At 71.6% G+C, this 24979-nt stretch carries 27 protein-coding genes; 9 read left to right on the top strand and 18 right to left on the bottom strand.

All coding sequences use genetic code 11. The annotated features are described in order from the left end of the window. From RIC31_RS04650 to deoA, 3 genes are all read right to left on the bottom strand, one after another. Positions 1–888, bottom strand: coding sequence for a phytanoyl-CoA dioxygenase family protein (locus RIC31_RS04650; RefSeq protein WP_350103546.1), 888 nt, complete (start codon positions 886–888; stop codon positions 1–3). A gap of 163 nt (positions 889–1051) precedes the next feature. Then, positions 1052–2275: a phosphopentomutase gene (locus RIC31_RS04645; RefSeq protein ID WP_350103544.1), complete on the bottom strand. Its 1224-nt coding sequence runs from the start codon at positions 2273–2275 to the stop codon at positions 1052–1054. Further along, positions 2272–3594 carry a thymidine phosphorylase gene (gene deoA / locus RIC31_RS04640; RefSeq protein WP_350103543.1) on the bottom strand — a complete coding sequence of 441 codons (1323 nt, stop codon included), beginning with the start codon at positions 3592–3594 and terminating at the stop codon, positions 2272–2274. The genes RIC31_RS04645 and deoA overlap by 4 nt, the downstream gene beginning before the upstream one ends. A 158-nt stretch (positions 3595–3752) precedes the next feature. On the opposite strand from deoA, the gene RIC31_RS04635 reads away from it, so the two are divergent. After that, complete coding sequence (locus RIC31_RS04635; protein WP_350103540.1) at positions 3753–4256, top strand: Hsp20/alpha crystallin family protein; 504 nt, start codon at positions 3753–3755, stop codon at positions 4254–4256. Between the two features lie 174 nt (positions 4257–4430). Here RIC31_RS04635 and RIC31_RS04630 read toward each other — a convergent pair whose 3' ends face one another. The 8 genes from RIC31_RS04630 to RIC31_RS04595 form a co-directional block, all read right to left on the bottom strand. Beyond that, positions 4431–5255: an acyl-ACP desaturase gene (locus RIC31_RS04630; RefSeq protein WP_350103538.1), complete on the bottom strand. Its 825-nt coding sequence runs from the start codon at positions 5253–5255 to the stop codon at positions 4431–4433. A gap of 121 nt (positions 5256–5376) precedes the next feature. Then, positions 5377–6141 carry a deoxyribose-phosphate aldolase gene (gene deoC / locus RIC31_RS04625; RefSeq protein ID WP_350103536.1) on the bottom strand — a complete coding sequence of 255 codons (765 nt, stop codon included), beginning with the start codon at positions 6139–6141 and terminating at the stop codon, positions 5377–5379. Then, positions 6138–6983 (bottom strand): purine-nucleoside phosphorylase, encoded by an 846-nt coding sequence (locus RIC31_RS04620; RefSeq protein WP_350103533.1) that lies wholly within the window; start codon positions 6981–6983, stop codon positions 6138–6140. The genes deoC and RIC31_RS04620 overlap by 4 nt, the downstream gene beginning before the upstream one ends. Further along, positions 6983–7957 (bottom strand): ABC transporter permease, encoded by a 975-nt coding sequence (locus RIC31_RS04615; RefSeq protein ID WP_350103531.1) that lies wholly within the window; start codon positions 7955–7957, stop codon positions 6983–6985. Before RIC31_RS04615 ends, RIC31_RS04620 begins: the two co-directional genes overlap by 1 nt. Then, positions 7954–9057 carry an ABC transporter permease gene (locus tag RIC31_RS04610; RefSeq protein ID WP_350103528.1) on the bottom strand — a complete coding sequence of 368 codons (1104 nt, stop codon included), beginning with the start codon at positions 9055–9057 and terminating at the stop codon, positions 7954–7956. The genes RIC31_RS04615 and RIC31_RS04610 overlap by 4 nt, the downstream gene beginning before the upstream one ends. A gap of 207 nt (positions 9058–9264) precedes the next feature. Then, complete coding sequence (locus RIC31_RS04605) at positions 9265–10557, bottom strand: anti-phage deoxyguanosine triphosphatase (RefSeq protein WP_350103525.1); 1293 nt, start codon at positions 10555–10557, stop codon at positions 9265–9267. Next, positions 10554–12119, bottom strand: coding sequence for an ABC transporter ATP-binding protein (locus RIC31_RS04600; protein ID WP_350103522.1), 1566 nt, complete (start codon positions 12117–12119; stop codon positions 10554–10556). Before RIC31_RS04600 ends, RIC31_RS04605 begins: the two co-directional genes overlap by 4 nt. A 186-nt stretch (positions 12120–12305) precedes the next feature. Next, a complete protein-coding gene (locus RIC31_RS04595) occupies positions 12306–13322 on the bottom strand; it encodes a BMP family lipoprotein (protein WP_350103520.1) in 1017 nt (338 codons plus the stop codon). Between the two features lie 131 nt (positions 13323–13453). Between RIC31_RS04595 and RIC31_RS04590 the strand changes: the two genes are divergently transcribed. The 3 genes from RIC31_RS04590 to RIC31_RS04580 are packed head-to-tail and all read left to right on the top strand — an operon-like array spanning position 13454 to position 15446. Then, the gene (locus RIC31_RS04590) at positions 13454–13798 is read left to right on the top strand and encodes a DUF1491 family protein (RefSeq protein ID WP_350103517.1); all 345 of its coding nucleotides are present in this window, start codon (positions 13454–13456) and stop codon (positions 13796–13798) included. A gap of 2 nt (positions 13799–13800) precedes the next feature. Continuing rightward, complete coding sequence (locus RIC31_RS04585) at positions 13801–15039, top strand: aconitase X (protein WP_350103576.1); 1239 nt, start codon at positions 13801–13803, stop codon at positions 15037–15039. Further along, positions 15036–15446, top strand: a complete 411-nt coding sequence (locus RIC31_RS04580; protein ID WP_350103516.1) for an aconitase X swivel domain-containing protein — start codon at positions 15036–15038, stop codon at positions 15444–15446. The genes RIC31_RS04585 and RIC31_RS04580 overlap by 4 nt, the downstream gene beginning before the upstream one ends. Positions 15447–15463: 17 nt before the next feature. Here RIC31_RS04580 and RIC31_RS04575 read toward each other — a convergent pair whose 3' ends face one another. The 4 genes from RIC31_RS04575 to RIC31_RS04560 all read right to left on the bottom strand — a co-directional run bounded on the left by RIC31_RS04575 (position 15464) and on the right by RIC31_RS04560 (position 18098). Further along, positions 15464–15739 carry a helix-turn-helix domain-containing protein gene (locus RIC31_RS04575; protein WP_350103512.1) on the bottom strand — a complete coding sequence of 92 codons (276 nt, stop codon included), beginning with the start codon at positions 15737–15739 and terminating at the stop codon, positions 15464–15466. Next, a complete protein-coding gene (locus tag RIC31_RS04570; RefSeq protein ID WP_350103509.1) occupies positions 15736–16062 on the bottom strand; it encodes a type II toxin-antitoxin system RelE/ParE family toxin in 327 nt (108 codons plus the stop codon). Before RIC31_RS04570 ends, RIC31_RS04575 begins: the two co-directional genes overlap by 4 nt. Before the next feature lie 128 nt (positions 16063–16190). After that, positions 16191–17084 carry a DMT family transporter gene (locus RIC31_RS04565; RefSeq protein WP_350103506.1) on the bottom strand — a complete coding sequence of 298 codons (894 nt, stop codon included), beginning with the start codon at positions 17082–17084 and terminating at the stop codon, positions 16191–16193. Between the two features lie 3 nt (positions 17085–17087). Continuing rightward, positions 17088–18098: an NAD-dependent epimerase/dehydratase family protein gene (locus RIC31_RS04560; RefSeq protein WP_350103504.1), complete on the bottom strand. Its 1011-nt coding sequence runs from the start codon at positions 18096–18098 to the stop codon at positions 17088–17090. A gap of 161 nt (positions 18099–18259) precedes the next feature. On the opposite strand from RIC31_RS04560, the gene RIC31_RS04555 reads away from it, so the two are divergent. After that, positions 18260–19429, top strand: coding sequence for an alpha/beta fold hydrolase (locus RIC31_RS04555; protein WP_350103501.1), 1170 nt, complete (start codon positions 18260–18262; stop codon positions 19427–19429). Positions 19430–19567: 138 nt separating this feature from the next. Here RIC31_RS04555 and RIC31_RS04550 read toward each other — a convergent pair whose 3' ends face one another. The 3 genes from RIC31_RS04550 to RIC31_RS04540 form a co-directional block, all read right to left on the bottom strand. Then, positions 19568–20590 (bottom strand): amidohydrolase family protein, encoded by a 1023-nt coding sequence (locus RIC31_RS04550; protein ID WP_350103499.1) that lies wholly within the window; start codon positions 20588–20590, stop codon positions 19568–19570. Between the two features lie 158 nt (positions 20591–20748). Beyond that, positions 20749–21240 carry a peptidylprolyl isomerase gene (locus RIC31_RS04545; protein WP_350103496.1) on the bottom strand — a complete coding sequence of 164 codons (492 nt, stop codon included), beginning with the start codon at positions 21238–21240 and terminating at the stop codon, positions 20749–20751. A gap of 129 nt (positions 21241–21369) precedes the next feature. Beyond that, positions 21370–21816, bottom strand: a complete 447-nt coding sequence (locus RIC31_RS04540; RefSeq protein WP_350103494.1) for a metallopeptidase family protein — start codon at positions 21814–21816, stop codon at positions 21370–21372. A gap of 186 nt (positions 21817–22002) precedes the next feature. Between RIC31_RS04540 and RIC31_RS04535 the strand changes: the two genes are divergently transcribed. Genes RIC31_RS04535 through RIC31_RS04520 form a run of 4 tightly spaced genes read left to right on the top strand, consistent with a single transcriptional unit; the run spans position 22003 to position 24919 of the window. Continuing rightward, entirely contained in the window at positions 22003–22788 is a 786-nt protein-coding gene (locus RIC31_RS04535; RefSeq protein ID WP_350103490.1) for a 3-hydroxybutyrate dehydrogenase, read from the top strand. Continuing rightward, positions 22785–23915, top strand: a complete 1131-nt coding sequence (locus RIC31_RS04530; protein WP_350103488.1) for a patatin-like phospholipase family protein — start codon at positions 22785–22787, stop codon at positions 23913–23915. The genes RIC31_RS04535 and RIC31_RS04530 overlap by 4 nt, the downstream gene beginning before the upstream one ends. A gap of 60 nt (positions 23916–23975) precedes the next feature. Next, positions 23976–24290, top strand: coding sequence for a 4a-hydroxytetrahydrobiopterin dehydratase (locus tag RIC31_RS04525; protein WP_350103486.1), 315 nt, complete (start codon positions 23976–23978; stop codon positions 24288–24290). A gap of 38 nt (positions 24291–24328) precedes the next feature. After that, positions 24329–24919 carry an NADPH-dependent FMN reductase gene (locus RIC31_RS04520; RefSeq protein ID WP_350103485.1) on the top strand — a complete coding sequence of 197 codons (591 nt, stop codon included), beginning with the start codon at positions 24329–24331 and terminating at the stop codon, positions 24917–24919. Positions 24920–24979: the final 60 nt, after the last annotated feature.

Here is a 24979-nt window from a genome sequence, read left to right as displayed (position 1 = left end):
TCAGTCCGTCATGTCCGAGAAGCCGCGGAAAGGCATGCCCGGCGACCGTCGCAGCCAGTTGCCGGGATGCCAGCGCGCCGTCCCGTCCACCATGTGCAGGGTATAGGCCATCCGCGACCGGTCGGAGGTGTTCGGCGCACTGCCGTGCGGCAGCCGGCCGTGCAGCACCACCAGGGTGCCCTTGCGGGCCGGCAGCGGCACCGCGGCCGCGTCGTCGAACGGCGCCGGGTCCAGGGTCTCGGCGACCAGCGCACCGTCGACCTCGCGGAACAGCTGGCGCAGCGGGCCGCGATGGCCGCCGGGGATGGCATAGAGGCAGCCGTTCGACTCATCGGCGTCCTCCAGCGCCAGCCAGAAGCCGACCACGCTCTCCGGCTCGGTCACCAGGAAGGTGGCGTCCTGGTGGCAGGTGACCTCGCCGCCGACCGCCGGCGGCTTCCAGATCACCATGGACTGCACCAGCAGCGGGTCGGCGAGGCCGAGGCCGTGCGCCAGCGCCGCCAGCGTCGGCCGCCGCGACACCCGCTCGAACACCGGGTCCAGGTCGTGCATGGCGTGGCCGAGCTTGTTGACCGCCGCCCGCTTTGGCCGGGTCAGCGCGCCGCCGGCATCGACCGCGCCGGCCTCCAGGAACACCCGGATCTTGTCGCCGGAGTCCCGGAACCAGCGGTCGGCGGCATGCTTCGGGGCGGTGGTCGAGAACACCGCCGCTCCCTCGGCCGGGTCCCAGGTATCGACGATCGCCCGCGACCGCTCGATCAGCGCGTCGCAGTCGGCGTCCGGCACCGCGTCCTCGAGCACCAGCACGCCGTCGCGGTCCCAGGACGCCAGCATGGCCGGGGTCGGCGCGCCGTCGGCGGTCGCGGCGAAGCGCGGGACGGCGGTCATGGGAAGGGGCTCCACGGCCGCCCGACGTCGTCGAGCACCCGTCGCTTCGTGGGTCCCGGAGCCGCCCGCTCGCGCGGGCCCTCCGGGATGACGGTCTCAATTTTGTTCGTCATTCCGGAGAGGGCGCACGAGCGCCCGGCTCCGGAACCCACCCGCCGCTCCGTCATGCCGGCCTTCCCAACACGCTCCGACCGTACTCTCCCGGCGACAGTCTCAGATGCGCCGCCAGTGTCGCCCCGACATCGGCGAAGGCCATCGGCCCGAGGTCGCCGCGCGGCGCCGCCGGGCCGGCCAGCAGCACCGGCACCTGCTCGCGGGTGTGGTCGCTGCCCGGCCAGGTCGGGTCGTTGCCGTGGTCGGCGACCAGCACCGCCAGGTCGCCGGGACGCAGCCGGGCGAGGAACTCGGGCAGCCTGCGGTCGAAGGCCTCGAGCTCGGCGGCATAGCCGGCGACGTCGCGGCGGTGGCCCCACAGGCTGTCGAAATCGACGAAGTTGACCACCACCAGCGCACCGTCCGGGGCGGTGCCGGTGGCCTCCAGCAGGGCGTCCCACAAGGCGGGGTGGCCGCTGGCCTTGACCTCCTCGCCGGTGCCCCGGTGGGCGAAGATGTCGCCGATCTTGCCGATCGAGATCACCGGGCCGCCGGCATCGGAATGGCGCTGCAGCAGGGTCGGCGACGGCGGCGGCACCGCCAGGTCCTTGCGGTTGCCGGTGCGCGCGAAGTCGGCCGCACCGGTGCCGACGAACGGCCGGGCGATCACCCGGCCGACCGTGTCCGGCGCCAGCCGGCGGGCGATCCGGCACAGCTCGTACAGCCGCGCCAGCCCGAACGCCTGCTCGTGGGCGGCGATCTGCACCACGCTGTCGGCCGAGGTGTAGAGGATCGGCCTGCCGGTGCGGAGGTGCTCCTCGCCGAGCCGGGCGATGATCTCGGTGCCGCTGGCGTGGCAGTCGCCGAGCACCCCGGGCAGCCCGGCCTCGCGGATCAGCGCAGCGGTGAAGTCAGGCGGGAAGGCCGGCACGGTGGCGGGGTAGTAGGTCCAGTCGAAGTCGACCGGCACGCCGGTCAGCTCCCAGTGCCCGCTCGGGGTGTCCTTGCCGCGCGAGGTCTCGGCGGCATGACCCCAGGCGCCGGTCGTCGCGGCGGCGGCCTCCAGCCCGGGCGGCTCGGTTCCGGCGGCGCCCCGGTGGGCGGCGCCGAGGCCGAGCGACAGCAGCACCGGTATCCCGAGCGGCCCGGACCGGCCGTGGCCGTCGCCGTTCCCGGCGGCACAGGCCTCCGCGATATGGCCCAGGGTGTCGGACCCGACGTCGCCGAACGCCGCCGCGTCGGGCGCGCCGCCGATGCCGACGGAGTCCAGCACCACCAGGAAACCGCGGCTCACGGCCGAGCCCCGGTGCGGCGCTCGATCACCGCCGGCCCGACGTCCTTGCGATCCGCTCCGACGGTCACGGCGCGGCGCACCGCTTCGGCGGCGCGGTCGGCATCGCCGTCGCTGCGGGCGTGCACCAGGGCGACCGGGCGGTCGCCGCCCACCGGCTCGCCCAGGCCGGCGACCGCGTCCAGGCCGACCGCGTAGTCGATACCGTCGCCCGCCCGCCGTCGCCCGCCGCCGAGCTCGATCACCGCCACGCCCAGGGCCCGGGTGTCGACCTCCGTCACGAAGCCCGGGGCATCCGGGTGGACCGGCCGGACCACCGGCGCCTTCGGCAAATGCGCGTCCGGGCGTTCGAGCAGATCGGCCGGCCCGCCCAGGGCCGCGACCATGGCGGCGAAGCGTTCGGCGGCGCGGCCGTCGGCCAGCGCGGCCTCGGCGATCCGTCGCCCGGCGGCCGGATCGCCGGCCAGCCCGCCGAGCGCCAGCATCTCGCCGGCGAGAGCCAGGGTGACCTCCAGCAGGCGCGGGTCGCGCGCCGATCCGGTCAGGAAGTCGACCGCCTCGCGCACCTCCAGGGCGTTGCCGGCGGTGCGGCCCAGCACCTGGTTCATGTCGGTGACCAGGGCGACGGTCGGCAGCCCGGCCCGGTTGGCGGTCTCGGCGATGGCGTCGGCCAGGTTGCGGGCATCGTCGAGCGCGGCCATGAAGGCGCCGCTGCCGGCCTTCACGTCCATCACCAGGCCCTGCAGCCCGGCCGCCAGCTTCTTCGACAGGATCGAGGCGACGATCAGCGGGATCGACTCGACGGTCCCGGTGACGTCGCGGATCGCATAGAGCCGGCGGTCGGCCGGGGCCAGGTCGTCGGTCTGGCCGATCACCGCGCAGCCGGCCCGGCGCACCACGGCCTCGAAGGTGGCGAGGTCCGGCGAGGTCGAGTAGCCGGGGATCGAGTCGAGCTTGTCGAGGGTGCCGCCGGTGTGGCCGAGGCCGCGTCCGGAGATCATCGGCACGTAGCCGCCGCAGGCCGCGACGATCGGCGCCAGCATCAGGCTGACCTTGTCGCCGACCCCGCCGGTCGAGTGCTTGTCGAGCACCGGGCCGGGGAGGTCCCTCCAGGCCAGCACCCGGCCGCTGTCGGCCATCGCCCGGGTCAGGGCGGCGCGCTCGTCGGCGTCGAGGCCGCGGAAGAACACCGCCATGGCGAAGGCGGCGGCCTGGCCCTCGCTGATCGAGCCGTCGCTGACGCCGGCGACGAAACCGGCGATGGCCGCGGCCGGCAGGCGGCCGCCGTCGCGCTTGGCGCGGATCAGTTCCTGGGGCAGCACGGCCGAGCCTTCCGGTTCGCGTTCATCGGGTCACGCTAGCATCGCCGCCGCCCACTGCAAGTCGCCGCAAGGTTGATCTGGCTCAATGCCGGGCCGTCGCCGGCCGCGCAGGCTGCGGCATCTGGTGACATCACTATGGATCCTTGAGGAGGTGGATCATGGCTGAGCAGGACAAGGCTTCGGTTCCGACGACTGCGTCGGCGCGGGCGGTCGACCCGTTCTCGGCATTCCGCAGCGAGATGGACAGGGTCATCGACGGGTTCTTCGGCGGCCGCTCCCCGTTCGGGATGCCGTCCTTCGGCATGCCCGACCTCCGGGTCGGCGAGGTCGCGCTGGTCCCGCAGGTCGACGTCAGGGAGGACGACAACGCGATCAGCGTCACCGCCGAGCTGCCGGGCCTGACCGAGAAGGACGTCGAGGTCACGCTCGAGGACGGGGTGCTGACCCTGAAGGGCGAGAAGCGCGAGGAGAAGACCGACGCCGACGCCAAGCTGACCGAGCGCCGCTACGGCCGCTTCATGCGCAGCTTCCGGCTGCCGGACGGCATCGACGAGGACAAGGTCACGGCCTCGGTCGACCACGGCGTGCTGCACGTCAGCGTGCCGAAGAACCCGAATGCGGCGCCGAAGGCGCGCCGCGTCCCGATCGGCGGGAAGAGCTGAGGGGTGGGGAAGCGCCCGTCGCGCCGTGGGTTCCGGCTCGGTCGCGCCGTTAGGCGCGCCCGTCCGGAATGACGTCAGGAAGGGGAGGGCGTCCCAATCAAGTCGTCATTCCGGACCGGACCGCTGCCAGCGGGACGGATCCGGAACCCACCCGCCGCCTCGGAGGTGGAGGCGCTACGCCGCCATCTTCGCCAGCTCGCGCTGGCGCTTGGCGAGCAGCCACTTGGCGCCGTAGCTGGTGGCCTGGAACAGCTTGGAGTGGGGCTTCAGGCCGCAGGCCTTGAAGATCATCGCCAGCGCCTTCTCGATATGCGGGTCGCGGTAGTACTGGTAGGCGCGCCGCATGTAGGCGCGGCTGTTGCGCTCGCGGTCGTAGGGCTCGCCCTGGTTGTTGGCGGCGTAGAAGGCGTAGGCGAGTTCGTCGTCCTCGGTCTCCATGATCCGGCCCATCGCCAGGCGCAGGCGCTGCAGGGTGCCGATCTTGTCCTGCTCCAGGAACCGCTTCAGGTGGTCGTAGAACAGCTTGTAGTGCCGCAGCTCGTCGCCGGCGATGTAGCGGCAGATCGCCTTCAGCGCCGGTTCCCGGGCGGCGTCGCCGAGCGCGCGGTAGTAGGAACTGGTGCCGACCTCGACCATGCAGCGGGCGACCAGCTCGCCGGCGCGCGAGCCGCGGATCGACTCGGTGGCGTCGACGTCGGGGCGGAAGCCCGCGCGGAACACCGCGAAACGGGTCTCGAAGTCGAAGCCCGGATCGGCCAGCGCCGCCCACTTGCCGAGCGCCTGGCCGTGCTGGCGCTCCTCGAGGCCCCACGCCGCCGCGGCCTCCATGAAGCCCGGGTCGTCGCGGAACACGCTCTGCAGGTAGCTGACGTAGTCGGCGGAGTTGTACTCGACCATTGCCGCCGCCTTCACGATGGCGAGCTGGTCGGGTTCGACCTTGGCCGGGTCGAAGGCATCCCACGGCACGTCGTCGAGCGTCCAATGCGTGTCGGGCTTCACGGTCTTCTCACTCCATGAACGAGCTGCCCAGCGGGCTCACGGCATTCGTATCTACATGCGTCAACCGAATCGGCGGCGCAATGGTGCTGGATTTCGGTTCGGAACGGAACGCCCCGGGGATCTAGTATCCGCTGCGCGGAACCGGCCCGGCCGTCCCGTCGCCGAGCGTGGCGAGCAGGGCGCCGAGCAGCCCGCTCGCCCCGAACCGGAAACGGTCGGGGCCGACGGCAGTTCCCAGCACGCCGTCGGCGAGCCGCAGATAGGCGGCGGCCTGGGCCGGGGTGCGCACGCCGCCGGCGACCTTGACCCCGACCGGGCGGCCGGCGGCGGCCGCCACGTCGAGCAGCAGATGCGCGGATTCCAGGGTCGCCGATACCGCCGTCTTGCCGGTCGAGGTCTTCAGGAAATCGGCACCGGCCACCACCGCGGCGGCGGCGGCCGAGGTGATGGCGGCGGCGGTCATCAGCCGGCCGGTCTCCAGGATCACCTTCAGGGTGCGATCGCCGGCCGCGGCGCGGGCCGCCTCGAGCACCGCGCGGGCCGGGTCGCGGCGGCCGGACAGCCAGGCCTGGTAGGGCAGCACCACGTCGATCTCGTCGGCGCCGTCGTCGACCGCCGCCCGGGTCTCGGCGGCCACCGCCGCGGCGTCCTCGCGGCCGTGCGGGAAGTTGACGACCGTGCACACCCGCACGCCGCTGCCGTCCAGCAGCCGCCGGCACAGCGGCACGAAACGGGGGTAGACGCAGACCGCCGCGACCGGGCCGGCCGGGGTCACGGCGCGGCGGCACAGCGCTGTGATTGCCGCGTCGCTGTCGTCGTCGTTCAGCGAGGTCAGGTCGAGGCAGGCGATCGCGCGGACCGCGGCCTCCGCGAGGGTGTCGGTCATGTCCGGTCGCTCGGTTGGGGCCAGGCGGTCAGGCAGCGGGCGAGCAGGCGGGCGAGCTCGCCGGCCATCGCCGAGCCCCGGGTCATGGTCTCGGCGTGGTCGAGGGCCGAGCCGGCGACCATGCCGGCGGCCAGGTTGGTGATGCCCGAGACCGCCGCCACCCGCACCCCCATATGGCGCAGCGCGATGGTCTCCGGCACCGTCGACATGCCGACCGCGTCGGCGCCGAGGGTGCGGAACGCCCGGATCTCCGCCGGGGTCTCGAAGCTCGGCCCGAGCGCCCAGTAGTAGACGCCCTCGGCGAGGTCGATGGACTCGGCCCGGGCGGCGTCGCGCAGCCGGTCCTGCAGCCCGGCGTCGTAGGCCGACGTCATGTCGAAGAACCGCTCGCCCAGCGCCGCCTCGTTCGGGCCGGCCAGCGGGTTCAGGCCGGTGCCGTTGATGTGGTCGGTGATCAGCATCAGCCGGCCGGGGCCGACCTCGGCGCGCAGGCTGCCGGCGGCGTTGCTCAGGATCACCGTGCCGCAGCCGAGCCGGGCCAGGGTCCGCACGGGGCGCACCACGTCGGCCAGGCCGTGCCCCTCATAGGCGTGGGCGCGGCCCTGCAGCACCGCCACCGGGGCACCGCCGAGGGTGCCGAGCCGCAGCCGGCCGGCATGGCTGGCGACCCCCGGCCTCGGGAAGCCGGGGATCTCGCCATAGGGGATGTCGACCGCATCGGTCACCGCGTCGGCGACCGCGCCGAGGCCGGAGCCGAGCACGATCCCGACCGCCGGGGCGGCGGCCGGGGCGGCGGCCCGGATCGCGTCGGCGGCCGCGTCGATGGCATGCAACTCGGTCATCACCGCTCCTTCACATAGGGCACGCCGATCGCCTTCGGTGCGATCGCCTTGCCGATGAAGCCGGCCAGCAGGATCACGGTCAGGGCGTAGGGCAGGGCCTGGATCAGCGCCACCGGCGCCTGGCCGATGCCCGGCAGCTCGACGCCCTGCAGCCGGGTCGCCACCGCGTCCAGGAACCCGAACAGCAGGCAGGCCAGGAACGCCGGCACCGGCCGCCACTTGCCGAAGATCAGCGCGGCCAGCGCGATATAGCCCTTGCCGGCGGTCATGTCGCGCACGAAGCCGGCGGACTGGGCGGTCGAGAGATACGCCCCCGCCACCCCGCACAGCGCCCCGGTGATCAGCACCGCGCGGTAGCGCAGCGCCTGGACCGAGACCCCGGCGGTGTCGACCGCGGCCGGGGTCTCGCCGACCGCCCGCAGCCGCAGGCCGAAGCGGGTCCGGAACACCACCCACCAGGTCATCGGGACCGCGGCCAGCGCGACATAGACCAGCACGTTATGGCCGCTCAGCAGCTCGCGATACAGGTGGCCGAGCACCGGCACGTCGTGCAGCAGTCCGGCGAACGGCAGCTCGATCGGCGCGAACCGGGCGCCGTAGCCGAGCGCCGGGGTCTGGCCGCCCTGGTCGAACCAGGCGATGCCGAGCACCACCGTCAGCCCGGCCACCATGACGTTGATCGCCACCCCGCTGACCACCTGGTTGCCGCGGTAGGTGATGCAGGCCAGGCCGTGCAGCAGGGCCAGGCAGCCCGACACCAGGATCGCGACCAGCAGCCCCAGCCAGGCCGAGCCGGTGACCGCCGCGGTCGCCGCCGCCGCGAAGGCGCCGGCCAGCATCTTGCCCTCGAGGCCGATGTCGATCACCCCGGAGCGCTCGCTGAACAGCCCGGCCATGGCCGCCAGGATCAGCGGGGCGGCGACCCGGACCGTGGCGTCCAGGGTCAGGACCACCAGCAGCCAGCTCTCGCTCACGGTGCGCCCTCCCGCCTTAGGCGCTGCCACAGCCGGAGCGCCAGCGGGTGCAGCATGTAGGCCAGCGCGCCGGAGAACAGGATCACCAGCCCCTGGATCACCACCACCAGGTCGCGGGTGATGTTGTCGAACTCGAAGTCGAGCTCGGTGCCGCCCTGGTACAGCGCGCCGAACAGCAGGCTGGCCAGCACGATGCCGACCGGATGGGCCCGGCCCATCAGCGCCACCGCGATGCCGGTGAAGCCGTAGCCGGCGGTGAAGTTCAGCAGCAGCCGGTGCTGGACCCCGAGGATCTCGTTGATCCCGACGAAACCGGCCAGCGCGCCGGAGATGCACATGGTGCCGACGATCACCCGCTTCGGGTCGATGCCGGCATAGACCGCCGCCGCCTCGTTATGGCCGACCGTGCGGATCGCGTAGCCCCAGCGGGTGCGGTTGATCAGCAGCCACACGAACACGCAGGCCAGCCCGGCCCACAGGATCGACAGGTTGAGCGGCGAGCGCGCGACCTTGATGCCGGCCCAGGCCAGCATCTCGTGCACGAAGGGCAGCCAGACCGACGGCGCGAACTCCCGGCTCTCCGGCGACATCTGGCCCGGCTGGATCAGCACGTTGACCATCAGGTGCACCATCAGGGCCGAGGCCAGGAAGTTGAACATGATGGTGGTGATGACGACGTGGCTGCCGCGATGCGCCTGCAGCCAGCCCGGCAGGAACGCCCAGGCCGCGCCGAACAGGCCTGAGGCGGCGACCGCCACCGGGATCACCGCCCAGCCCGGCAGCACCCCGTCCAGGCCGAGGGCGGCCAGCCCGACCCCGAGGCCGCCGATATAGGCCTGGCCCTCGCCGCCGATGTTGAACAGTCCGGCGTGGAAGGCGACGGCGACCGCCAGCCCGGTGAACACCAGGTTGGTGGCGTAGTAGAGGGTGTAGCCGATCGCCTCGTCGTAGCCGAAGGCGCCGTTGACCAGGACCGCCAGCGCCTCCAGCGGGCTCTCGCCGGCGATCAGCACCACCAGCCCGGCGACCAGGAACGCCATCAGGATGTTGACCGCCGGGATCACCCCGACGTCGATCCAGCGGGGAAGGTCGCGGTTCACCGACGGGCCTCCGGGCGGACGCCCGTCGCTCCGTGGGTTCCGGATCCGTCCCCTCGATCAAGTCGAGGGTCCGGTCCGGAATGACGGGGATGGGGGGCGGACAGAGCCCTACACCTGACGTCATTCCGGACGGACGCGCCGCCCCGGCGCGGTCGAGCCGGAACCCACCGGCTGCCTCGCCGGTCCTGCCTCGGCGCGATCATCCCCTCACAGCTCATCGGTGCTGTTCCCGTAGCCCGGTTCGAACAGCCGGCGCCAGACCCGCTCGGCATAGGCGTCGGTCATGCCGGCGACGTAGTCGCAGACCCGGCGCGGCACGGTCTCGCGCGGGTCGAGGCCGTCCCAGAACGAGCGCGGGATCAGCTCCTCCGGGGCGGTCAGGAACTCGTCGAACATGGCGGCGATCAGGCGCCGGCCCTTGCGGCGCAGCTGCACCACCTCGGCGGTCCGGACCACGTGCTGGCGGGTGAAGTCCATCAGGAAGTCGCACAGCGCCCGGGCCTGCGGCGGCAACGTCGCGTTCCAGCGCAGCAGCGGATGGGCGAAGTCCCTGAGCTCGACCAGCGCCACATGGGTGACGAAGAAGTTCACGAGCGCGGCGATCGCCTGCTTGCGGTCGTGGCTGTGGGCCGAGAACAGCAGGCGCTGCAGGGTGTCGCGGTCCATCGACAGGCCGAGCCCGGTCAGCGCCGCGAAGTCGAGGGCGTCGTCGGCGGCGTCGAGCGCCGCCTCGAACTGGTCGCGGATCACCATGCGCCGGCCGATCGCGTCCTCCAGGTCGTGGACCGCGTAGGCGATGTCGTCGGCGCAGTCCATGATCGAGCAGTCGAACGACTTGAAGCGGGCCCTGCCGGCGGCGTCCATCGAGGTGAACAGCGCCCGGTCGGCGTCGGCGAACGGCTGCAGGATCCAGTCGACGGTGTCGCGCTCGGTGTCCATGTAGCATTTCGGCGGCCGGTCGCTGTCGGCCGGCAGCCGGCGCCGCGCCTCGGAGTAGGGCACCGGGTATTTCAGCACCGCCAGCAGCAGCCGGCGGGTCGGGTTCAGGCCGACGCCCCTGGCACGGTACTTCTCCAGCTTGGTCAGCACCCGCAGGGTCTGGCCGTTGCCCTCGAAACCGTCGTCGTCCTTCATCTTGCCGTGGATCGCCACCTCGCCGTCATGGCCGTAGGGCGGGTGGCCGAGGTCGTGGGCGTGGCAAGTCGCCAGCACCAGCGAGCGGTCCGGCAGCCATTCGCGCGCGACCGGGTCGGTCACGGTGCGCGACAGCTTTAGCAGCACGCCTTCGCCGATCTGCCCGACCTCGATCGAATGGGTCAGCCGGGTGCGGTGGAAGTCGCCCTCGCTGGTGCCCATCACCTGGGTCTTGCCCTGCAGCCGGCGGAACGCGGCGGAGTGGATCACCCGGCCCTTGTCGCGCTCGAACGGGTTGCGCACGTCCTCCGGCCTCGCCGGCTCCGGCTGGCGCCGCTCCTCGAAGCGGTCTGGCTCGGCGTTCACTGTCGGATCTCCCCGTGCCTGATTTCGTCCGGCGACACGTTGGCCATCATCAGGCCGAGGGTGCGTTCGTCGGCGCCGGCGGCGTCGATGCAGCCGACGATCCGGCCGCCGCACATGACGATGATGCGGTCCGCCAGGCTCATGATCTCGTCGAGCTCGACCGACACCAGCAGGATCGCCGAGCCGGCGTCGCGCATCGCCACCAGCTGCCGGTGGATGAACTCGATGGCGCCGATGTCGACGCCCCGGGTCGGCTGGCCGACCAGCAGCAGCTTCGGATGGCCGGCGAGCTCGCGCGCCAGCACCAGCTTCTGCTGGTTGCCGCCGGAGAACAGTGATCCGCGCAGGTGCGGGTCGGCCGGCCGCACGTCGAACGCCTGCATCTTGGCGGCGCAGTCGGCGGTGACCGCGTCGTAGTCCATCAGCCAGCCGCGGTTGTAGGCCGGGCTGTCGTGGCGCCCCAGGATGGCGCTCTCGGCGGCCTCGAACGGCAGCACCATGCCCATGCGGTGACGGTCCTCCGGCACGTGACCGACCCCGGCGGCCCGCACGGTGCGCGGATCGGTCGGCCGGTCCGGCGCGATCTCCAGGTCGCCGATGCGGATCCGGCCGGCGGCGACCGGGCGGATCCCGGCGAGCGCTTCCAGCAGCTCGCTCTGGCCGTTGCCTGAGACCCCTGCGACCCCGACGATCTCGCCGGCGGCGACCGCGAACCCGACCCCGTCGACCCGCGGCACGCCGTCGCCGTCGACCACCCGCAGGCCCTCGACCTCCAGCACCGGCCGGCCGGCATGGGCCGGTCCCTTGTCGACCCGGAACAGCACCTTGCGGCCGACCATCAGCTCGGCCAGCTCCTCGCGGCTGGTCTCGGCCGTCGGGCGGTGCGCCACCATCTCGCCGCGGCGCATCACCGAGACGGTGTCGGTGACCGCCAGGATTTCGCGCAGCTTGTGGGTGATCAGGACGACGGTCACGCCCTCGTCGCGCAGCGCCCGCAGGATCCCGAACAGCCGGTCGGTCTCCTGCGGGGTGAGCACGCCGGTCGGCTCGTCCAGGATCAGGATGCGCGCGCCGCGGTACAGCGCCTTGAGGATCTCGACCCGCTGCTGCAGCCCGACCGCCAGGTCGCCGACCAGGGCGTCGGGATCGACCTCCAGGCCGTAGTCGCGCTCCAGCCGCTCCAGCTCGGCCCGGGCCCTGGCGCGGCCGCCGGCCAGCAGGGCCGCGCCCTCGGCGCCGAGCATCACGTTCTCCAGCACCGTGAAGGTCGGGACCAGCATGAAGTGCTGGTGCACCATGCCGATGCCGGCGGCGATGGCGTCGGACGCGTTGCGGATCGCCACCGCACGGCCGCCGACCCGGATCTCGCCGGCATCGGCCTCGTAGAAGCCGTACAGGATGCTCATCAGGGTCGACTTGCCGGCGCCGTTCTCGCCGACGATGCCGTGGATCGTGCCGGCCGCCACGGTCAGCGACACGTCGCGGTTGGCCTGCACCGGCCCGAACCGCTTGTCGATCCCGATCAGCTCGATGGCGGGGGAGGTGCGTGTGCCAGCCTGCATCGGGTCACGCCGAGGCGGCGGGTGGGTTCCGGAGCCGGGCGCTCGCGCGCCCTCTCCGGAATGACGGTGGCGGCCGAGAGAGCCCCCCCTTCGCCCTCGTCATCCCGGAGAGGTCCCGGACTTGATCCGGGACGGCTCCGGGATCCACCGCGTGACGGCATGCCATGTCCTGCACGCTCGCCCCGCTTACATCGGGCAGGAATTGTCCGCCATGTAGTCGTGCACCTTGATCGAGCCGTCGACGATGCCGGCCTTGGCCTTCTCGACCGCCGCCTTCATGGCGTCGGTGATCAGCGCCTTGTTGTGCTCGTCGAGCGCCCAGTCGATGCCGCCCTCGGCGACGCCCAGCACCTGGAAGCCGGTGGTGAACTTGTCGTTCTTGGCGTCCATGAAGGCCTTGTAGGCGGCCACGTCGACCCGCTTCAGCATCGAGGTCAGCATGGTGCCCGGTTGCAGATGGTTCTGGTTGCTGTCGACGCCGATCGCCAGCTTGCCGCTGTCGGCGGCGGCCTGGTAGACGCCGATGCCGGTACCGCCGGCGGCCGCGTAGACCACGTCGGCGCCGCGGTCGAACTGGCTGCGCGCCAGCTCGCCGCCCTTGGTCGGGTCGTTCCAGGCCGACGGGGTGGTGCCGGTCATGTTCTGGAACACCTCGGCGTTGGCGTTGGCGTATTTCACGCCCTGCACGTAGCCGCAGGCGAAGCGCCGGATCAGCGGGATGTCCATGCCGCCGACGAAGCCGACCTTGCCGGTCTTCGAGGCCATCGCCGCCAGGATGCCGACCAGGAACGAGCCCTCCTGCTCCTTGAACACGATGGAGCGGACGTTCGGTAGCTCGACCACGCCGTCGATGATCGCGAACTTGGTGTTCGGGTTCTCCTTGGCGACCTTCTCGATCGCCGGCGCCTGGGCGAAGCCGACGCCGAGCACCGGGTTGGCGCCGCGGCTCGCCATGCGGGCGATCGCCTGCTCGCGCTGGGTCTCGTTGGTGACCTCGAATTCCCTGTACTTGATCCCGGTCTCCTTCGAGAACTTCTCGACCCCGTTGTAGACCCCCTCGTTGAAGCTCTTGTCGAACTTGCCGCCCATGTCGAAGACGACGGCCGGCTCGATCTCGGCGGCGGCGGCGATGCCCGTGGTCGCCAACAGCGACAGCGCGAGGGCGGCGCCCAGGACACGGGATGGCAGAACTCGCTTGCTCATGATGGTCCCCGTTCAGAAGCTCTTGGTTTCTCCGCCCGGCAGGCGGTTTACAGGCTAATCTAGGGCAAACCGAGGCCTGTTCCCAGCGGGGAACACGGCTTCCGACCGGTGGTACGTGCGGGGAACACGCCATGACCGAGGCGCGCCTGAAGGCGCAGGTGCTGGTGCAGTCGGCGATCCGCCGGGCGTCGATGCGCGGCATTGCGGCCACCGTCGCCCGCCGCGGCGACCCGGACGCCGGCGCGGTATACGTGAAGGTGAACCGCGGGCCGGCGGCCGGCTGCACGGTGCTGGCGCCGACCCGCGACTACGAGCGCGAGGTGACGTTCTGGCGGCAGGCCACCGGCGACCAGCCGGTGCCGGAGGCCGAGGCCGACGCCTATATCGAGCGCGAGCGCCGCATCGACCCCGACCTGTGGGTGCTGGAGATCGAGGACCGCGAAGGCTGGCACCCGTTCGGGGAGGATACAGCGTGAGCATGGAACTGTCGGAGAGTGACCGCGCCCTGCTGGCCGGCGAGCAGGGCGAGGCCGCGCGCTTCGCCATGGGGCTGCTGGTGCGGTTCGCCGAGGCGGTCGGGGCGCCGCGGCTGGTCGACGCCGAATGCGCCCATATCGACGGCTGCCTGTATCACGGCCAGGTCAGCCTGGACTTCGTCGAGCACCTGGTGGCGCTCGGCGGCCGGGTGCGGGTGCCGACCACCCTGAACGTCGGCTCGGTCGACCTGATCCACCCGGAACTGTTCATCGGCGACCCCGATCTCGGTACCGCCGGCGCCCGGCTGATGCGCGCGCACGAGGAACTGGGCTGCATCCCGAGCTTCACCTGCGCGCCGTACCAGACCCTGTACCGGCCGCGCTTCGGGGCGCAGATCGCCTGGGCCGAATCCAACGCCATCGTGTTCGCCAACTCGGTGATCGGCGCCCGCACCGAGCGCTACGGCGACTTCATCGACCTGTGCTGCGCGGTCACCGGCCGGGTGCCGCATTACGGGCTGCACCTGACGGAGAACCGGCGGGCCACGGTGGTGGTCGAGGTCGAGGCGGTCCCGCCGGAATGGGACGACGCCGGCCCGGCCTGCGTCGCCGTCGGCCATGCGGTCGGCCGGCGCTGCGGCGACCGGATCGCGGCGATCGTCGGGCTGCCGGCGAGCGCGACCGAGGACGACCTGAAGGCGCTGGGCGCGACCGCCGCCTCGGCCGGATCGGTGGCGCTGTTCCATGCCGTCGGCCTGACCCCGGAGGCGCCGACCCTGGAGGCGGCGCTGCAGGGCGGCCGGCCGGAGGAGACGATCCGGCTCGCCGCCGACGACCTGCGCGACATTGTGCGGCGGCTGTCGACGGTGCCGGAGGGCACGGCGCTGTCGGCGGTCAGCCTCGGCACCCCGCATTTCTCGGTCCGCGAGTTCGAGCGGCTGATGCCGCTGCTCGACGGCCCGGCGCCGGCGGTCGGCCTGTACGTCAACACCGGCCGCGAGGTCATGGCCGAGGTCCGGGCGCGCGGCTGGGAGGACCGGCTGAACGCCGCCGGGGTCACGGTGGTGCTGGACACCTGCACCTACGTCACCGCGATCATGCGCGACCTGTCGGGGGCGGTGATGACCAACTCCGGGAAGATGGCCTACTACGCGCCCGGCAATCTCGACATCGAGATCGCCTTCGGATCGCTGGCCGACTGCGTGGCGTCGGCGCGCGCCGGCCGGGTGGTGCGGCTATGAAGGCGGTCACCCTGGTGCCGGGGACGGCGGCCGGCGAGGTGTTCGTGATGGCCGAGCCGCTCAGCTTCTGGGGCGGGCTCGACGCCGCGACCGGCGCGATCATCGACCGCTGGCATCCGCAATGCGACGCCGTGCTGACCGGCAAGGTGGTGCTGATGGAGCGCGGCCGCGGCTCCAGCTCCGGCAGCTCGGTGCTGGCCGAGGCGATCCGCGCCGGCACCGGCCCGGCCGCCATCCTGCTGCTGACCCGCGACGCCATCGTCACCCTCGGCGCCCTGGTGGCGCGCGAGCTGTACGGGGCGGACTGCCCGGTGGCGATGGTGGACGCGGCGGACTGGCCGGCGCTGACGGCGGCCGGTCGGCTGACGGTCGAGGCGGGTGCGGAGGGGACGACGATCAGCGGTTGAATGGCTGGCGGTAGCTGTCAGTCCGCATTGATCAGCGCGATACGCCGCCCGGTTGCCGCCGCGTAGCGCGTGACCATTTCCAGGCTCGGCAGGCGACGGGCGTTTTCCAGACGGGCAATGACCGACTGCTTCGTGCCCATCCGCTCTGCCAGCTGCGCCTGGGTCAGGCCGGCGTCGTGGCGTGCGTCGATCAGGGCGCCGACCACCTCGTAGACGGGGCCGAGGCGGTCGTACTCGGCCTTTACTTCCGGGTCCCGCAGAAGCTGTTCCCTGAGATCCGCGAGCTTCGTCACTGCAGTACCTCCTTCGCCCGTTGCTCGGCCAGCGCGAGAGCCGATCGGGGAACCTTCCGCGTCTTCTTCGCGAACGCGTGGACGACGATGACCCGTCGCCCCGCCGCAGTGACGTAGATCGCGCGTCCGATACCGTCGCGGCCGTTCAGACGCATCTCCCAGAGCTTGCCGCGCAGATGCTTGAGATGCGGCTCGCCGATCCGCTCGATGCCGACGATCTCGATCCGCTCGGACAGGCGCAGGAAGGCAGCACGGAGGTCCTTGGGCAGTGCGCGTATTTCAGCGTCGACAGTCTCGTTCAACGTCTCGACCGACCACTTCATCGACCCGATCGGCAAATTATAGCCAATTGGCTATAATTCATCAACCGCCTCCGGAATCCGGTGATCCTTCCCGCGCTAAGGACGGTCTTGGGCTGAAACCGCTCGAGTCGAGGGACGGCAGCCGAGCCTTACCCGCGCCTCCCCGCCAGCTGCAGCAGCAATATCCCGCCGATCACCATGGCGCCGCCGGCGAACTGGCTCGCGGTCATGGCTTCGCCGAACAGCAGGAAGGCGGCGACGATCGAGGTCACCGGCTGCAGGTTGTTGATGATCGCGCTGGTCTCGGCGCCGATCCGCGGAATGGCGGCGAAGTACAGCGGGATCGAGCAGCCCTGCAGCAGCACCACGCCGGCCGCGCCGATCCAGCCGAGCGTGGTCGCCGGCGGCGTCAGGCCGGTGATCGCCGGCACCGCGACGCTGAGCACCACCGCGGCGGTCAGCGCCATGTGGAACATCACCACCAGGCTGTCGCGGCCCTTCATGACCCGGCTGGTCCAGGTGACCTGGATGCCGGCCGCGACGCCGGCGCCGAGGCCGAGCGCCAGGCCGACCGGGTTCAGCCGCTCGAACCCGACCCCCAGCATCACCGCCAGCCCGCCGAAGGCGATCAGGAAGGCGGTCAGCCGCAGCAGCCCGGGCCAGCGCCGGTCGAGGATCGCGGTGAACACGGCGACCAGCGGCGGATAGACGAAGAACAGCAGGGCCGCCACCCCGACCGGGATGAACTTCACGGCGCCGATGTTGCCGAAGAACATGTAGCCGAGCAGGGTGCCGAGGCCGACGCAGTGCAGCCAGGTGCGGCGGTCGACGCGCAGGCCGCGCCCGGACGCGACGCACCACAGGCCGACCAGCAGCACCACGAACCAGGCCCGCACGGTCGCCACCGACTGGCCGTCGGTGCCGCCCTCGAAGGCGATGCGGGCGACCGCCACGGCCAGCCCGAGGCCGATCGACGAGGCGAAGGCGAGCGCGAAGCCGGCGGCGCGACCGCCGGGCTCGGCGCCCTTCGCGTCAGTCGGCACGGTTCAGCTCTGGCCCCAGAAGTCGTCATGGGCGTCCAGCCAGCCGACGAAGTCGCGCATGGTGGCGTCCAGGTCGTCGGGCAGCCGGTGCCCGGCCTCGTCGGCCAGCCGGTCGGGCTTCATCGGAAACCGGTCCTTGTCGCCGTACAGGTCGACGGTCGGCGTCTCGCCGGGGCCGGCCAGCCGGTATTCGAAGGCCGGGAACCGGCGCTTCAGGGCGGCGCACATCTGCAGGACGCTGACCTGGCGGGCCGAGGTGACGTTGAAGATGTCGCTCTTCAGCCGCTCGCGCGGGGCCGCCATCAGGGCCTGCAGGGCGCCGCCGACATGCCGCGAGTAGGTCCAGTCCAGCTTGTCCTCGCGGGCGAACAGGGCGGGCTTGCCGGCGCGCGCCAGCAGGGTCGCCTGCATCGGCGCCGACAGGGTGTCGCGGGCGCCGGAATCGATCTCCCAGGCGCCGAAGATGGTGGACAGCCGCACCGACACCGCGTCCAGCCCGGTCAGCTCGGCGTAGCGCCGCACCAGCCGTTCCGAGCCGAACTTGGTCATGCCGTAGATCTTGAACGGCTCCTCGCGGGTGCCGTACTCGTCCAGCGGGCCGTCCCAGCCGGTGTCGCCGAACGCGCCGGTGCCGTAGGCCGCACCCGAGGAGACGTTGATCAGCCGCCGCACCCCGGCCCGGTGGGCCGCCTTCAGGGCCTGCGACAGGCCGACCAGGTTGACCTCGATCACGCTCTCCGGGGCGTCGCGCTCGCGGTCCGGGCCCGAGGTCACGGCGGCGGCGTAGACCACCGCGTCGGCGCCGTGGTCGGAGACCGCCCGGCGGATCGGCTCGGCGTGCCGGATGTCGCCGATCACCACCGTGCATCGACCGGGCAGGGCGTCGAAGGCGCGGCGGGCCACCGGGTGCAGGTCGTTGCGGTCGAACAGCACCACGTCGGTGCCGTCGGCGAGGTAGCGTTCGGCGGTCGCCAGCCCGATGAAGCCGCAACCGCCGGCGATAAGGACCTTCATTGCCTCCCCTTTCGCCGGAACAGGTCCGGCCATCCTCGTCCCCACCTCCCCTGTGGATAGCGCGAAACCGGCACGGCTGCCACCCGGGGGCGCCGACTATCCGGTCGGCCGGGGCTCCGCTACCCTCGGCGGCGACGACAGGACAGCGGAGGAGACGACCGATGGCCGACACCGGGCCGCTTCCCAGCGAACTGCTGCCGCCGGGCGTGCGCGCCCGCTTCGTCGACAATGGCAACGGCCTGTCGATGCATGTCCTGGAGGCCGGGCACGAAGGCCCGGGCGCGGCCGACCGGCCGACCGTCCTGCTGCTGCACGGCTTCCCGGAGATCGCCTACAGCTGGCGCGACGTCATGCCGGCGCTGGCCGCCGCCGGCTGGCACGTGGTGGCGCCGGACCAGCGCGGCTATGGCCGCACCACCGGCTGGAGCGCCGGCTACGACGACGATCTCGCGCCGTTCTACATGCTCAACCTGGTGCGCGACATCCTCGGGCTGGTCGCGGCGCTGGGCCGGCGCCGGGTCGCCGTGGTCGGCCACGACTACGGCTCGCCGGTGGCGGCCGCCTGCGCCCTGGTGCGCCCCGACGTGTTCCGCTCGCTGGTGCTGATGAGCGCTCCGTTCGGCGGGCCGCCGTCGCTGCTGCCGGACCCGGCGGCCGCGCCCGGGGTCGCGACCGGGCTGTCGAACGCCGACCTGACCCGCGACCTCGCCGCCCTGGCGCGGCCGCGCAAGCATTACCAGTGGTACTACTCGACCCGGCCGGCCGACCGCGACATGCGCGACTGTCCCGAGGGGATCCACGCCTTCCTGCGCGCCTATTTCCACATGAAGAGCGCCGACTGGGCCGAAAACCGGCCGCACCCGCTGCAGGCATGGCGGGCCGACGAGTTGGCCAAGCTGCCGACCTACTACGTCATGGACCTGGACCGCGACATGCCGGCGACCGTGCGCCCGGAGATGCCGTCGCCGGCGGCCGCGGCCGCCTGCCGCTGGCTGCCCGACGAGGCGCTGGCGGTCTATGCCGACGAGTACGGCCGGATCGGCTTCCAGGGCGGGCTGCAGTGGTACCGGGTGGTCACCGGCGGGCATTGGGGGCGGGAGCTGAGGACCTTCGCCGGGCGCAGTATCGACGTGCCGTCGATGTATGTCGCCGGCGCCAGCGACTGGGGCGTCCACCAGAAGCCGGGCGAGTTCGAGCGCATGCAGAACGGCGCCCTCACCGACCTGCGCGGCGTCCACCTGCTGGACGGCGCCGGCCACTGGGTGCAGCAGGAGCGGGCCGAGGCGGTGGCCGGGCTGCTGGTCGAGTTCCTGGGGCAGACACGGGGCTGACCGCGGCGGCGGCCGGTGGGTTCCGGAGCCAGACGCTCACGCGTCTCCTCCGGAATGACGAAACATAATCATATTGAGACCGTCATCCCGGAGGGGCTGCGTGAGCAGCCGGCTCCGGGACCCACGAAGCGACGGGCGCTACAGCCGGTACACCCGCGCCGCGGTGTCGTGGAACATGGCGGCCCGCTCGCTCGCCGAGTAGCCCTCGGACAGGATCTTGAAGCTGTTCCACACCACCGTGTAGCCGAAGCCCGACTTGTCGACCGGGAAGTTCGACTCGAACATGCAGCGCTCGGGACCGAAGGCCTGGATCGCATGCTCGTACCAGCGCCGGGTGGCGTCGGCGACGTCGCGGCTGGACGGTGCCGCCGGGCGGCTCTCCCAGTCGTGGCCCATCACGTCCATGCCCGAGCCGCCGAGCTTGATCACCACGTTCGGCAGGGCGGCGATGGCGTCGATCTTGCCGCGCCAGTCGGCGAACACCTCGTCGGCCTTGCCGGCATAGGGGCCGATCCCGATCGGGCCGCCCAGGTGGTTCAGGATCATGGTGGTGCCGGGGAACGCCCGGGCCAGGTCGATCGCCTCGGGAATCTGCGTGTGGTAGCACAGCATGTCGAAGCTGAGGCCGCGCGCCGCCAGCTGCCTGAACCCGGCGCGGAAGTCGTCGCGCCCGAACAGGCCTTCCGGCGGCTCCGTGCGGTGGTTGCGTACCTCCGGGCTGGGATGCCAGAAGGCGCCCTCGCGGATGCCCTTCACCCGGCCGTTGCCGGCGGCGATCTGGGCATCCAGCACCGCGCCGACCGAGTCGCCGGCCATCAGCTCGGCGGTCGCCACGATGCCGGCGGCGACCCGGGCCGGGCCGTACTGGCCGGACGCGCTCATCGCCGCCTGGCCGTTGGCGAACTCGGTCTCGCCGACGAACCGCATCGGCCGCGGCCCGTCGGCGCGCAGCATGGTGCCGCACTCGATGAACACCGTGGACACGACGTTGTGGCCGCCGGCCAGGTCGTCGAGCATCTCGTCGAGGAAGTAGCGCTTCTGCACCCCGCCGGGGCGGAAGTCCCACAGGTGGTGGTGCGGGTCGCAGATCGGGAGGTCCGGCTCCAGCGCCGTCTCGGGCGTCCTGGCCAGCCAGTCCTGATTGGTCGATCGCGTGGTCATGCCGTCCTCCCGCTTGTCCGGTTCGGTGCCTTGGCCGGAATACTGCCGCACCGCCGGGGGACGCGCACGGCCCTCGCCAGGCACGGCAGCCGTGCCGGCGGGGCAATCGAGGACGCCGAAACGGTCGGGGCGGCCCGTGGGCCGCCCCTTCTCGATGTCTATTTCGCGTCGGCCGCGACCTGCATCTTGACGATCTGGTCGGGATCGCGCGGCGGCTCGCCGCGCTTGATGCCGTCGACCAGTTCCATGCCGTCGGTGACCTGACCCCACACGGTGTACTGGCCGTTCAGGAAGCTGCAGTCCTTGAAGCAGATGAAGAACTGGCTGTCGGCGCTGTTCGGGCTCTGGGCCCGGGCCATGCCGACGGTGCCGCGGCCGTAGTTGGCGTCCGAGAACTCGGCGTCCAGGTTCTGGCCGGAGCCGCCGCGGCCGGTGCCGGTCGGGTCGCCGCTCTGGGCCATGAAGCCCTCGATGACCCGGTGGAACACCACGCCGTCGTAGAAGCCCTGGCGGGCCAGTTCCTTGATCCGGGCGACGTGCTTGGGCGCCAGGTCCGGGCGCAGCTCGATCGTCACGCGGCCGGACGCGAGGTCCATGTAAAGGGTGTCTTCCGGACCCGCCGCCGCGGCCCCGCTGCTGTCCATGCTCATGATCGCTCCGATGATGCTTGCGACGAACGCCAACCGGCGCATCGGCGTCTCTCCCTGGCTGGTGGCTGTCCTAGGCACGCCCCTCACGGGCACCATAGCCGAGCCCGACAATGAGGCAAGCGTGCGACGTCAGGCCCGCCCGACCGGCGCGTTCGCCTCGTCCTCCTCGGCCTGGCGCTCCAGCTCCTCCATCTCGTCGTCGGAGTAGCCGTAGTGGTGGCCGATCTCGTGGATCAGCACGTGCCGGACCACGTGGTACAGGTCCTCGCCGGTCTCGACCCAGTAGTCGAGGATCGGCCGGCGGTACAGGAATATGCGGTCGAGGTCGGCCGGGGTCTCGCCGGACGACCGGTGGTTCAGCGGCACGCCCTGGTACAGTCCGAGCAGGTCGAACGGGGTCTCCAGGTCCATGGCCTCGCAGGTCTCGTCGTCGGGGAACTCCTCGACCAGGATCGCGAGGCCCGCGATCGGCTTCAGGAGCTTCTCCGGAACGCTGGACAAGGCGTCTTCGGCCAGCGCCGCCAGGTGGTCGGCGGTCGGGGCCAGGATGTCGGGTCGGGCGGATTGCGCGCACATGCGGGCAGCTATAGCGGCTAACGGGTCGGCGGGAAAGGGACGCTTGCGCAACGACCCGGCGGGCCGGTGCGACAATCCGAACCAACCGGCTTGTGCCGGCGCTCGACAGGTCGACATGGTGCGGTGCAACGTAGCCAGCGAGGGCCCGCCGCGACGCGGGCCGCGACGCAACGGGAAGGAACCGACATGAGCCTCAAGGGCAAGTCCGCCATCGTCACCGGGTCGACCAGCGGCATCGGCCAGGGCATCGCCGAGGCCCTGGCCGCCGCCGGCGCCGACGTCATGCTGAACGGCTTCGGCGACCGGGACGCGATCGAGGCGCAGCGCGCCGGGCTGGAGAAGGCGCACGGTGTGAAGGCCGCCTATTCCGCCGCCGACATGTCCAAGCCGGACCAGATCAAGGCGATGGTGGCCGACGCCGAGAAGGCGTTCGGCAAGGTCGACATCCTGGTCAACAACGCCGGCATCCAGACGGTCGCGGCGATCGAGGAGTTCCCGGACGACCGCTGGGAGCTGATCCAGGCGATCAACCTGTCGTCCAACTTCTACGCCATCAAGGCGGCGATGCCGGGCATGAAGGCCCGCAACTGGGGCCGCATCGTCAATATCGCCTCGGCGCACGGCCTGGTCGCCTCGCCCTACAAGGTCGCCTATGTCGCCGCCAAGCACGGCGTGGTCGGGCTGACCAAGGTGGTGGCGCTGGAGACCGCGCAGATGAACATCACCTGCAACGCGATCTGCCCGGGCTTCGTGAAGACCCCGCTGGTCGAGGGCCAGATCGGCGAGCAGGCCAAGGCCAACGACATGTCCGAGGAGCAGGTCGTGAAGGACGTGATCCTGGCCAGCCAGCCGTCCAAGCGCTTCGTCGGGATCGACGAACTCGGCGCGCTGACCGTGTTCCTGTGCGGCGAGCAGGCGTCGTCGATCACCGGCACCTCGCTCTCGGTCGACGGCGGCTGGACGGCGCGATGAGCGACGATTCCCGGGATCCCGCACAGTCCGACGCGGCGGTCCCCGGAACCCTGCGCGAGGAAGCGGCGGCGGCCGCCCAGCCCGGGCGCCGCCCGCGCCGCGCGCTGCGCTCGGGCGAGGTCAAGCGGGTCAACCTGGCCCTGCAGGGCGGCGGCTCGCACGGCGCCTTCACCTGGGGCGTGCTCGACCGGCTGCTGGACGACGACCGCATCGAGTTCGACTCGATCAGCGGCACCAGCGCCGGGGCGATGAACGCGGTGGTGCTCGCGGCCGGCTGGGCCGAGAACGGCCGGGTCGGGGCGAAGCAGCGCCTGGCGCTGTTCTGGAACCGGGTCTCGGACGTCGGGTCGTTCAGCCCGGTCCAGCGCACGGTGATCGACACGCTGATGGGCAACTGGCGGATCGACACCTCGCCCGGCTACGTCGCCGCCGACCTGATGGGCCGGGTGCTTTCGCCCTACCAGACCAATCCGCTGAACCTGAACCCGCTGCGCGCCATCCTGGCCGACACCGTGGACATGGACCTGGTCCGCTACGCCAGCGGCCTGAAGCTGTTCCTGTGCGCCACCAACGTCCATACCGGCAAGGTGAAGGTGTTCGACAACGGGGAACTGTCGCTGGACGCGGTGATGGCCTCGGCCTGCCTGCCGTTCCTGTTCCAGGCGGTCGAGATCGACGGCGAGCACTACTACGACGGCGGCTACATGGGGAACCCGGCGATCTTCCCGCTGGCCTACGACTCCGACTGCCGCGACGTGGTGATCGTGCAGATCAACCCGCTGTACCGGCCGGGGGTGCCGCAGACCGCCCGCGAGATCCTCGACCGGGTCAACGAGATCACCTTCAACGCCTCGCTGATGCGCGAGATGCGGGCGGTGCATTTCGTCAACCGGCTTATCGCCGGCGGCAAGCTCGACCCCGACGCCTACCGCATCACCCGGATCCACATGATCAAGGGCGACGAGGACCTGGCGGAACTGCACGCCTCCACCAAGCTGAACCCGGAGCGGCTGTTCCTGCACCATCTGCGCGACATCGGCCGGCGGGTGGCGGGCGAGTGGATCGACGAGCATCTGGCCTGCGTCGGCGTGGAGTCGTCGGTCGACGTACGCAACGTGTTCATGTGACGGCGGTTGATACCCCGGACGGCCGGACGATATCCGGATGATCGGGAACAGGAGGTCGCCATGCCGAAGGTCGAGAAGCTCACCGCCGAGGCCCGCCGGGCCGCCCTGGCCGAACTGGATCGCTGGTCACTTGCGGTCGGCGAGCGCGATGCCATGACCCGGTCGTTGCGCTTCAAGGACTTCAACGCCGCCTTCGGGTTCATGACCCGGGTCGCCCTGAAGGCCGAGAAGATGGACCATCACCCGGAGTGGTCGAACGTCTACAACCGGGTCGAGGTCACGCTCTCGACCCACGACGCCGACGGCCTGACCGAGCTCGACCTGAAGCTCGCCAGGTTCATCGACGCGGCCGCGGCGCAGGCCGGGGCCGAATAGCCGGCGGGGATACCCACACGCAGCCACGGGAAGCGACTATGAGCGACAGCATCCTGGTCCTGTACGGATCCTACCGGAGCGACCGGATGGGCATCCGGCTCGCCGACTTCATCGTGAACGGCCTGGCGGCGCGCGGTGCGACGCCGGAACTGGTGGACGCCAAGGCAGTCGGCCTGCCGATGCTCGACCGCATGTACAAGGAGTACCCGGAGGGCGAGGCGCCGGCGGCGATGGAGGCCCTGGCGGAGAAGATCCGCCGGGCCGACGCCTTCGTGTTCGTCACCGGCGAGTACAACTGGGGCCCGCAGCCCGGCCTGAAGAACCTGACCGATCATTTCCTCGAGGAGTGGTTCTGGCGGCCGGCCGCGATCGCCAGCTACTCGGCCGGGCGGATCGCCGGGGCGCGCTCCGGGGTCGCCTGGCACGGCATCCTGTCGGAGATGGGGATGGTCGTGATCTCCAGCACCCTGTCGGTCGGGCCGATCTCCCAGACCCTCGACGAGAACGGCGCGCCGCAGGGCAAGCCGGGCGAGGCCCTGACCGGCGCCTTCGGCCGGTTCGCCGACGACCTCGCCTGGTGGACCGAAGCGGCGCGGGCCCAGCGGGAGCGCCGGGACCCGCCGTTCTGAGAGCTTGAGAATGTATGCCGATGAGGTCTGCGTCGCGTCTGTAAGCCCGCCGGCCAGACA

Origin of the sequence: Thalassobaculum sp. (assembly GCF_040219615.1) — a bacterium.
Classification (GTDB): Bacteria; Pseudomonadota; Alphaproteobacteria; order Thalassobaculales; family Thalassobaculaceae; genus Thalassobaculum_A.
Note: the sequence above shows the minus strand (reverse complement) of the source record. Positions and strands in the feature narration are given on the sequence as shown.

What these genes read in the sequence shown, in the direction of transcription:
- RIC31_RS04590 (WP_350103517.1), top strand. Translation starts at nt 13,454, where the DNA reads ATGACCGAGGCGCGCCTGAAGGCGCAGGTGCTGGTGCAGTCGGCGATC.
- RIC31_RS04600 (WP_350103522.1), bottom strand. Translation starts at nt 12,119, where the DNA reads ATGCAGGCTGGCACACGCACCTCCCCCGCCATCGAGCTGATCGGGATC.
- RIC31_RS04540 (WP_350103494.1), bottom strand. Translation starts at nt 21,816, where the DNA reads ATGTGCGCGCAATCCGCCCGACCCGACATCCTGGCCCCGACCGCCGAC.
- RIC31_RS04580 (WP_350103516.1), top strand. Translation starts at nt 15,036, where the DNA reads ATGAAGGCGGTCACCCTGGTGCCGGGGACGGCGGCCGGCGAGGTGTTC.
- RIC31_RS04620 (WP_350103533.1), bottom strand. Translation starts at nt 6,983, where the DNA reads ATGACCGAGTTGCATGCCATCGACGCGGCCGCCGACGCGATCCGGGCC.
- RIC31_RS04560 (WP_350103504.1), bottom strand. Translation starts at nt 18,098, where the DNA reads ATGAAGGTCCTTATCGCCGGCGGTTGCGGCTTCATCGGGCTGGCGACC.
- RIC31_RS04570 (WP_350103509.1), bottom strand. Translation starts at nt 16,062, where the DNA reads ATGAAGTGGTCGGTCGAGACGTTGAACGAGACTGTCGACGCTGAAATA.
- RIC31_RS04520 (WP_350103485.1), top strand. Translation starts at nt 24,329, where the DNA reads ATGAGCGACAGCATCCTGGTCCTGTACGGATCCTACCGGAGCGACCGG.
- RIC31_RS04550 (WP_350103499.1), bottom strand. Translation starts at nt 20,590, where the DNA reads ATGACCACGCGATCGACCAATCAGGACTGGCTGGCCAGGACGCCCGAG.
- RIC31_RS04555 (WP_350103501.1), top strand. Translation starts at nt 18,260, where the DNA reads ATGGCCGACACCGGGCCGCTTCCCAGCGAACTGCTGCCGCCGGGCGTG.
- RIC31_RS04530 (WP_350103488.1), top strand. Translation starts at nt 22,785, where the DNA reads ATGAGCGACGATTCCCGGGATCCCGCACAGTCCGACGCGGCGGTCCCC.
- RIC31_RS04650 (WP_350103546.1), bottom strand. Translation starts at nt 888, where the DNA reads ATGACCGCCGTCCCGCGCTTCGCCGCGACCGCCGACGGCGCGCCGACC.
- RIC31_RS04535 (WP_350103490.1), top strand. Translation starts at nt 22,003, where the DNA reads ATGAGCCTCAAGGGCAAGTCCGCCATCGTCACCGGGTCGACCAGCGGC.
- RIC31_RS04635 (WP_350103540.1), top strand. Translation starts at nt 3,753, where the DNA reads ATGGCTGAGCAGGACAAGGCTTCGGTTCCGACGACTGCGTCGGCGCGG.
- RIC31_RS04585 (WP_350103576.1), top strand. Translation starts at nt 13,801, where the DNA reads ATGGAACTGTCGGAGAGTGACCGCGCCCTGCTGGCCGGCGAGCAGGGC.
- deoC (WP_350103536.1), bottom strand. Translation starts at nt 6,141, where the DNA reads ATGACCGACACCCTCGCGGAGGCCGCGGTCCGCGCGATCGCCTGCCTC.
- RIC31_RS04525 (WP_350103486.1), top strand. Translation starts at nt 23,976, where the DNA reads ATGCCGAAGGTCGAGAAGCTCACCGCCGAGGCCCGCCGGGCCGCCCTG.
- RIC31_RS04545 (WP_350103496.1), bottom strand. Translation starts at nt 21,240, where the DNA reads ATGAGCATGGACAGCAGCGGGGCCGCGGCGGCGGGTCCGGAAGACACC.
- RIC31_RS04595 (WP_350103520.1), bottom strand. Translation starts at nt 13,322, where the DNA reads ATGAGCAAGCGAGTTCTGCCATCCCGTGTCCTGGGCGCCGCCCTCGCG.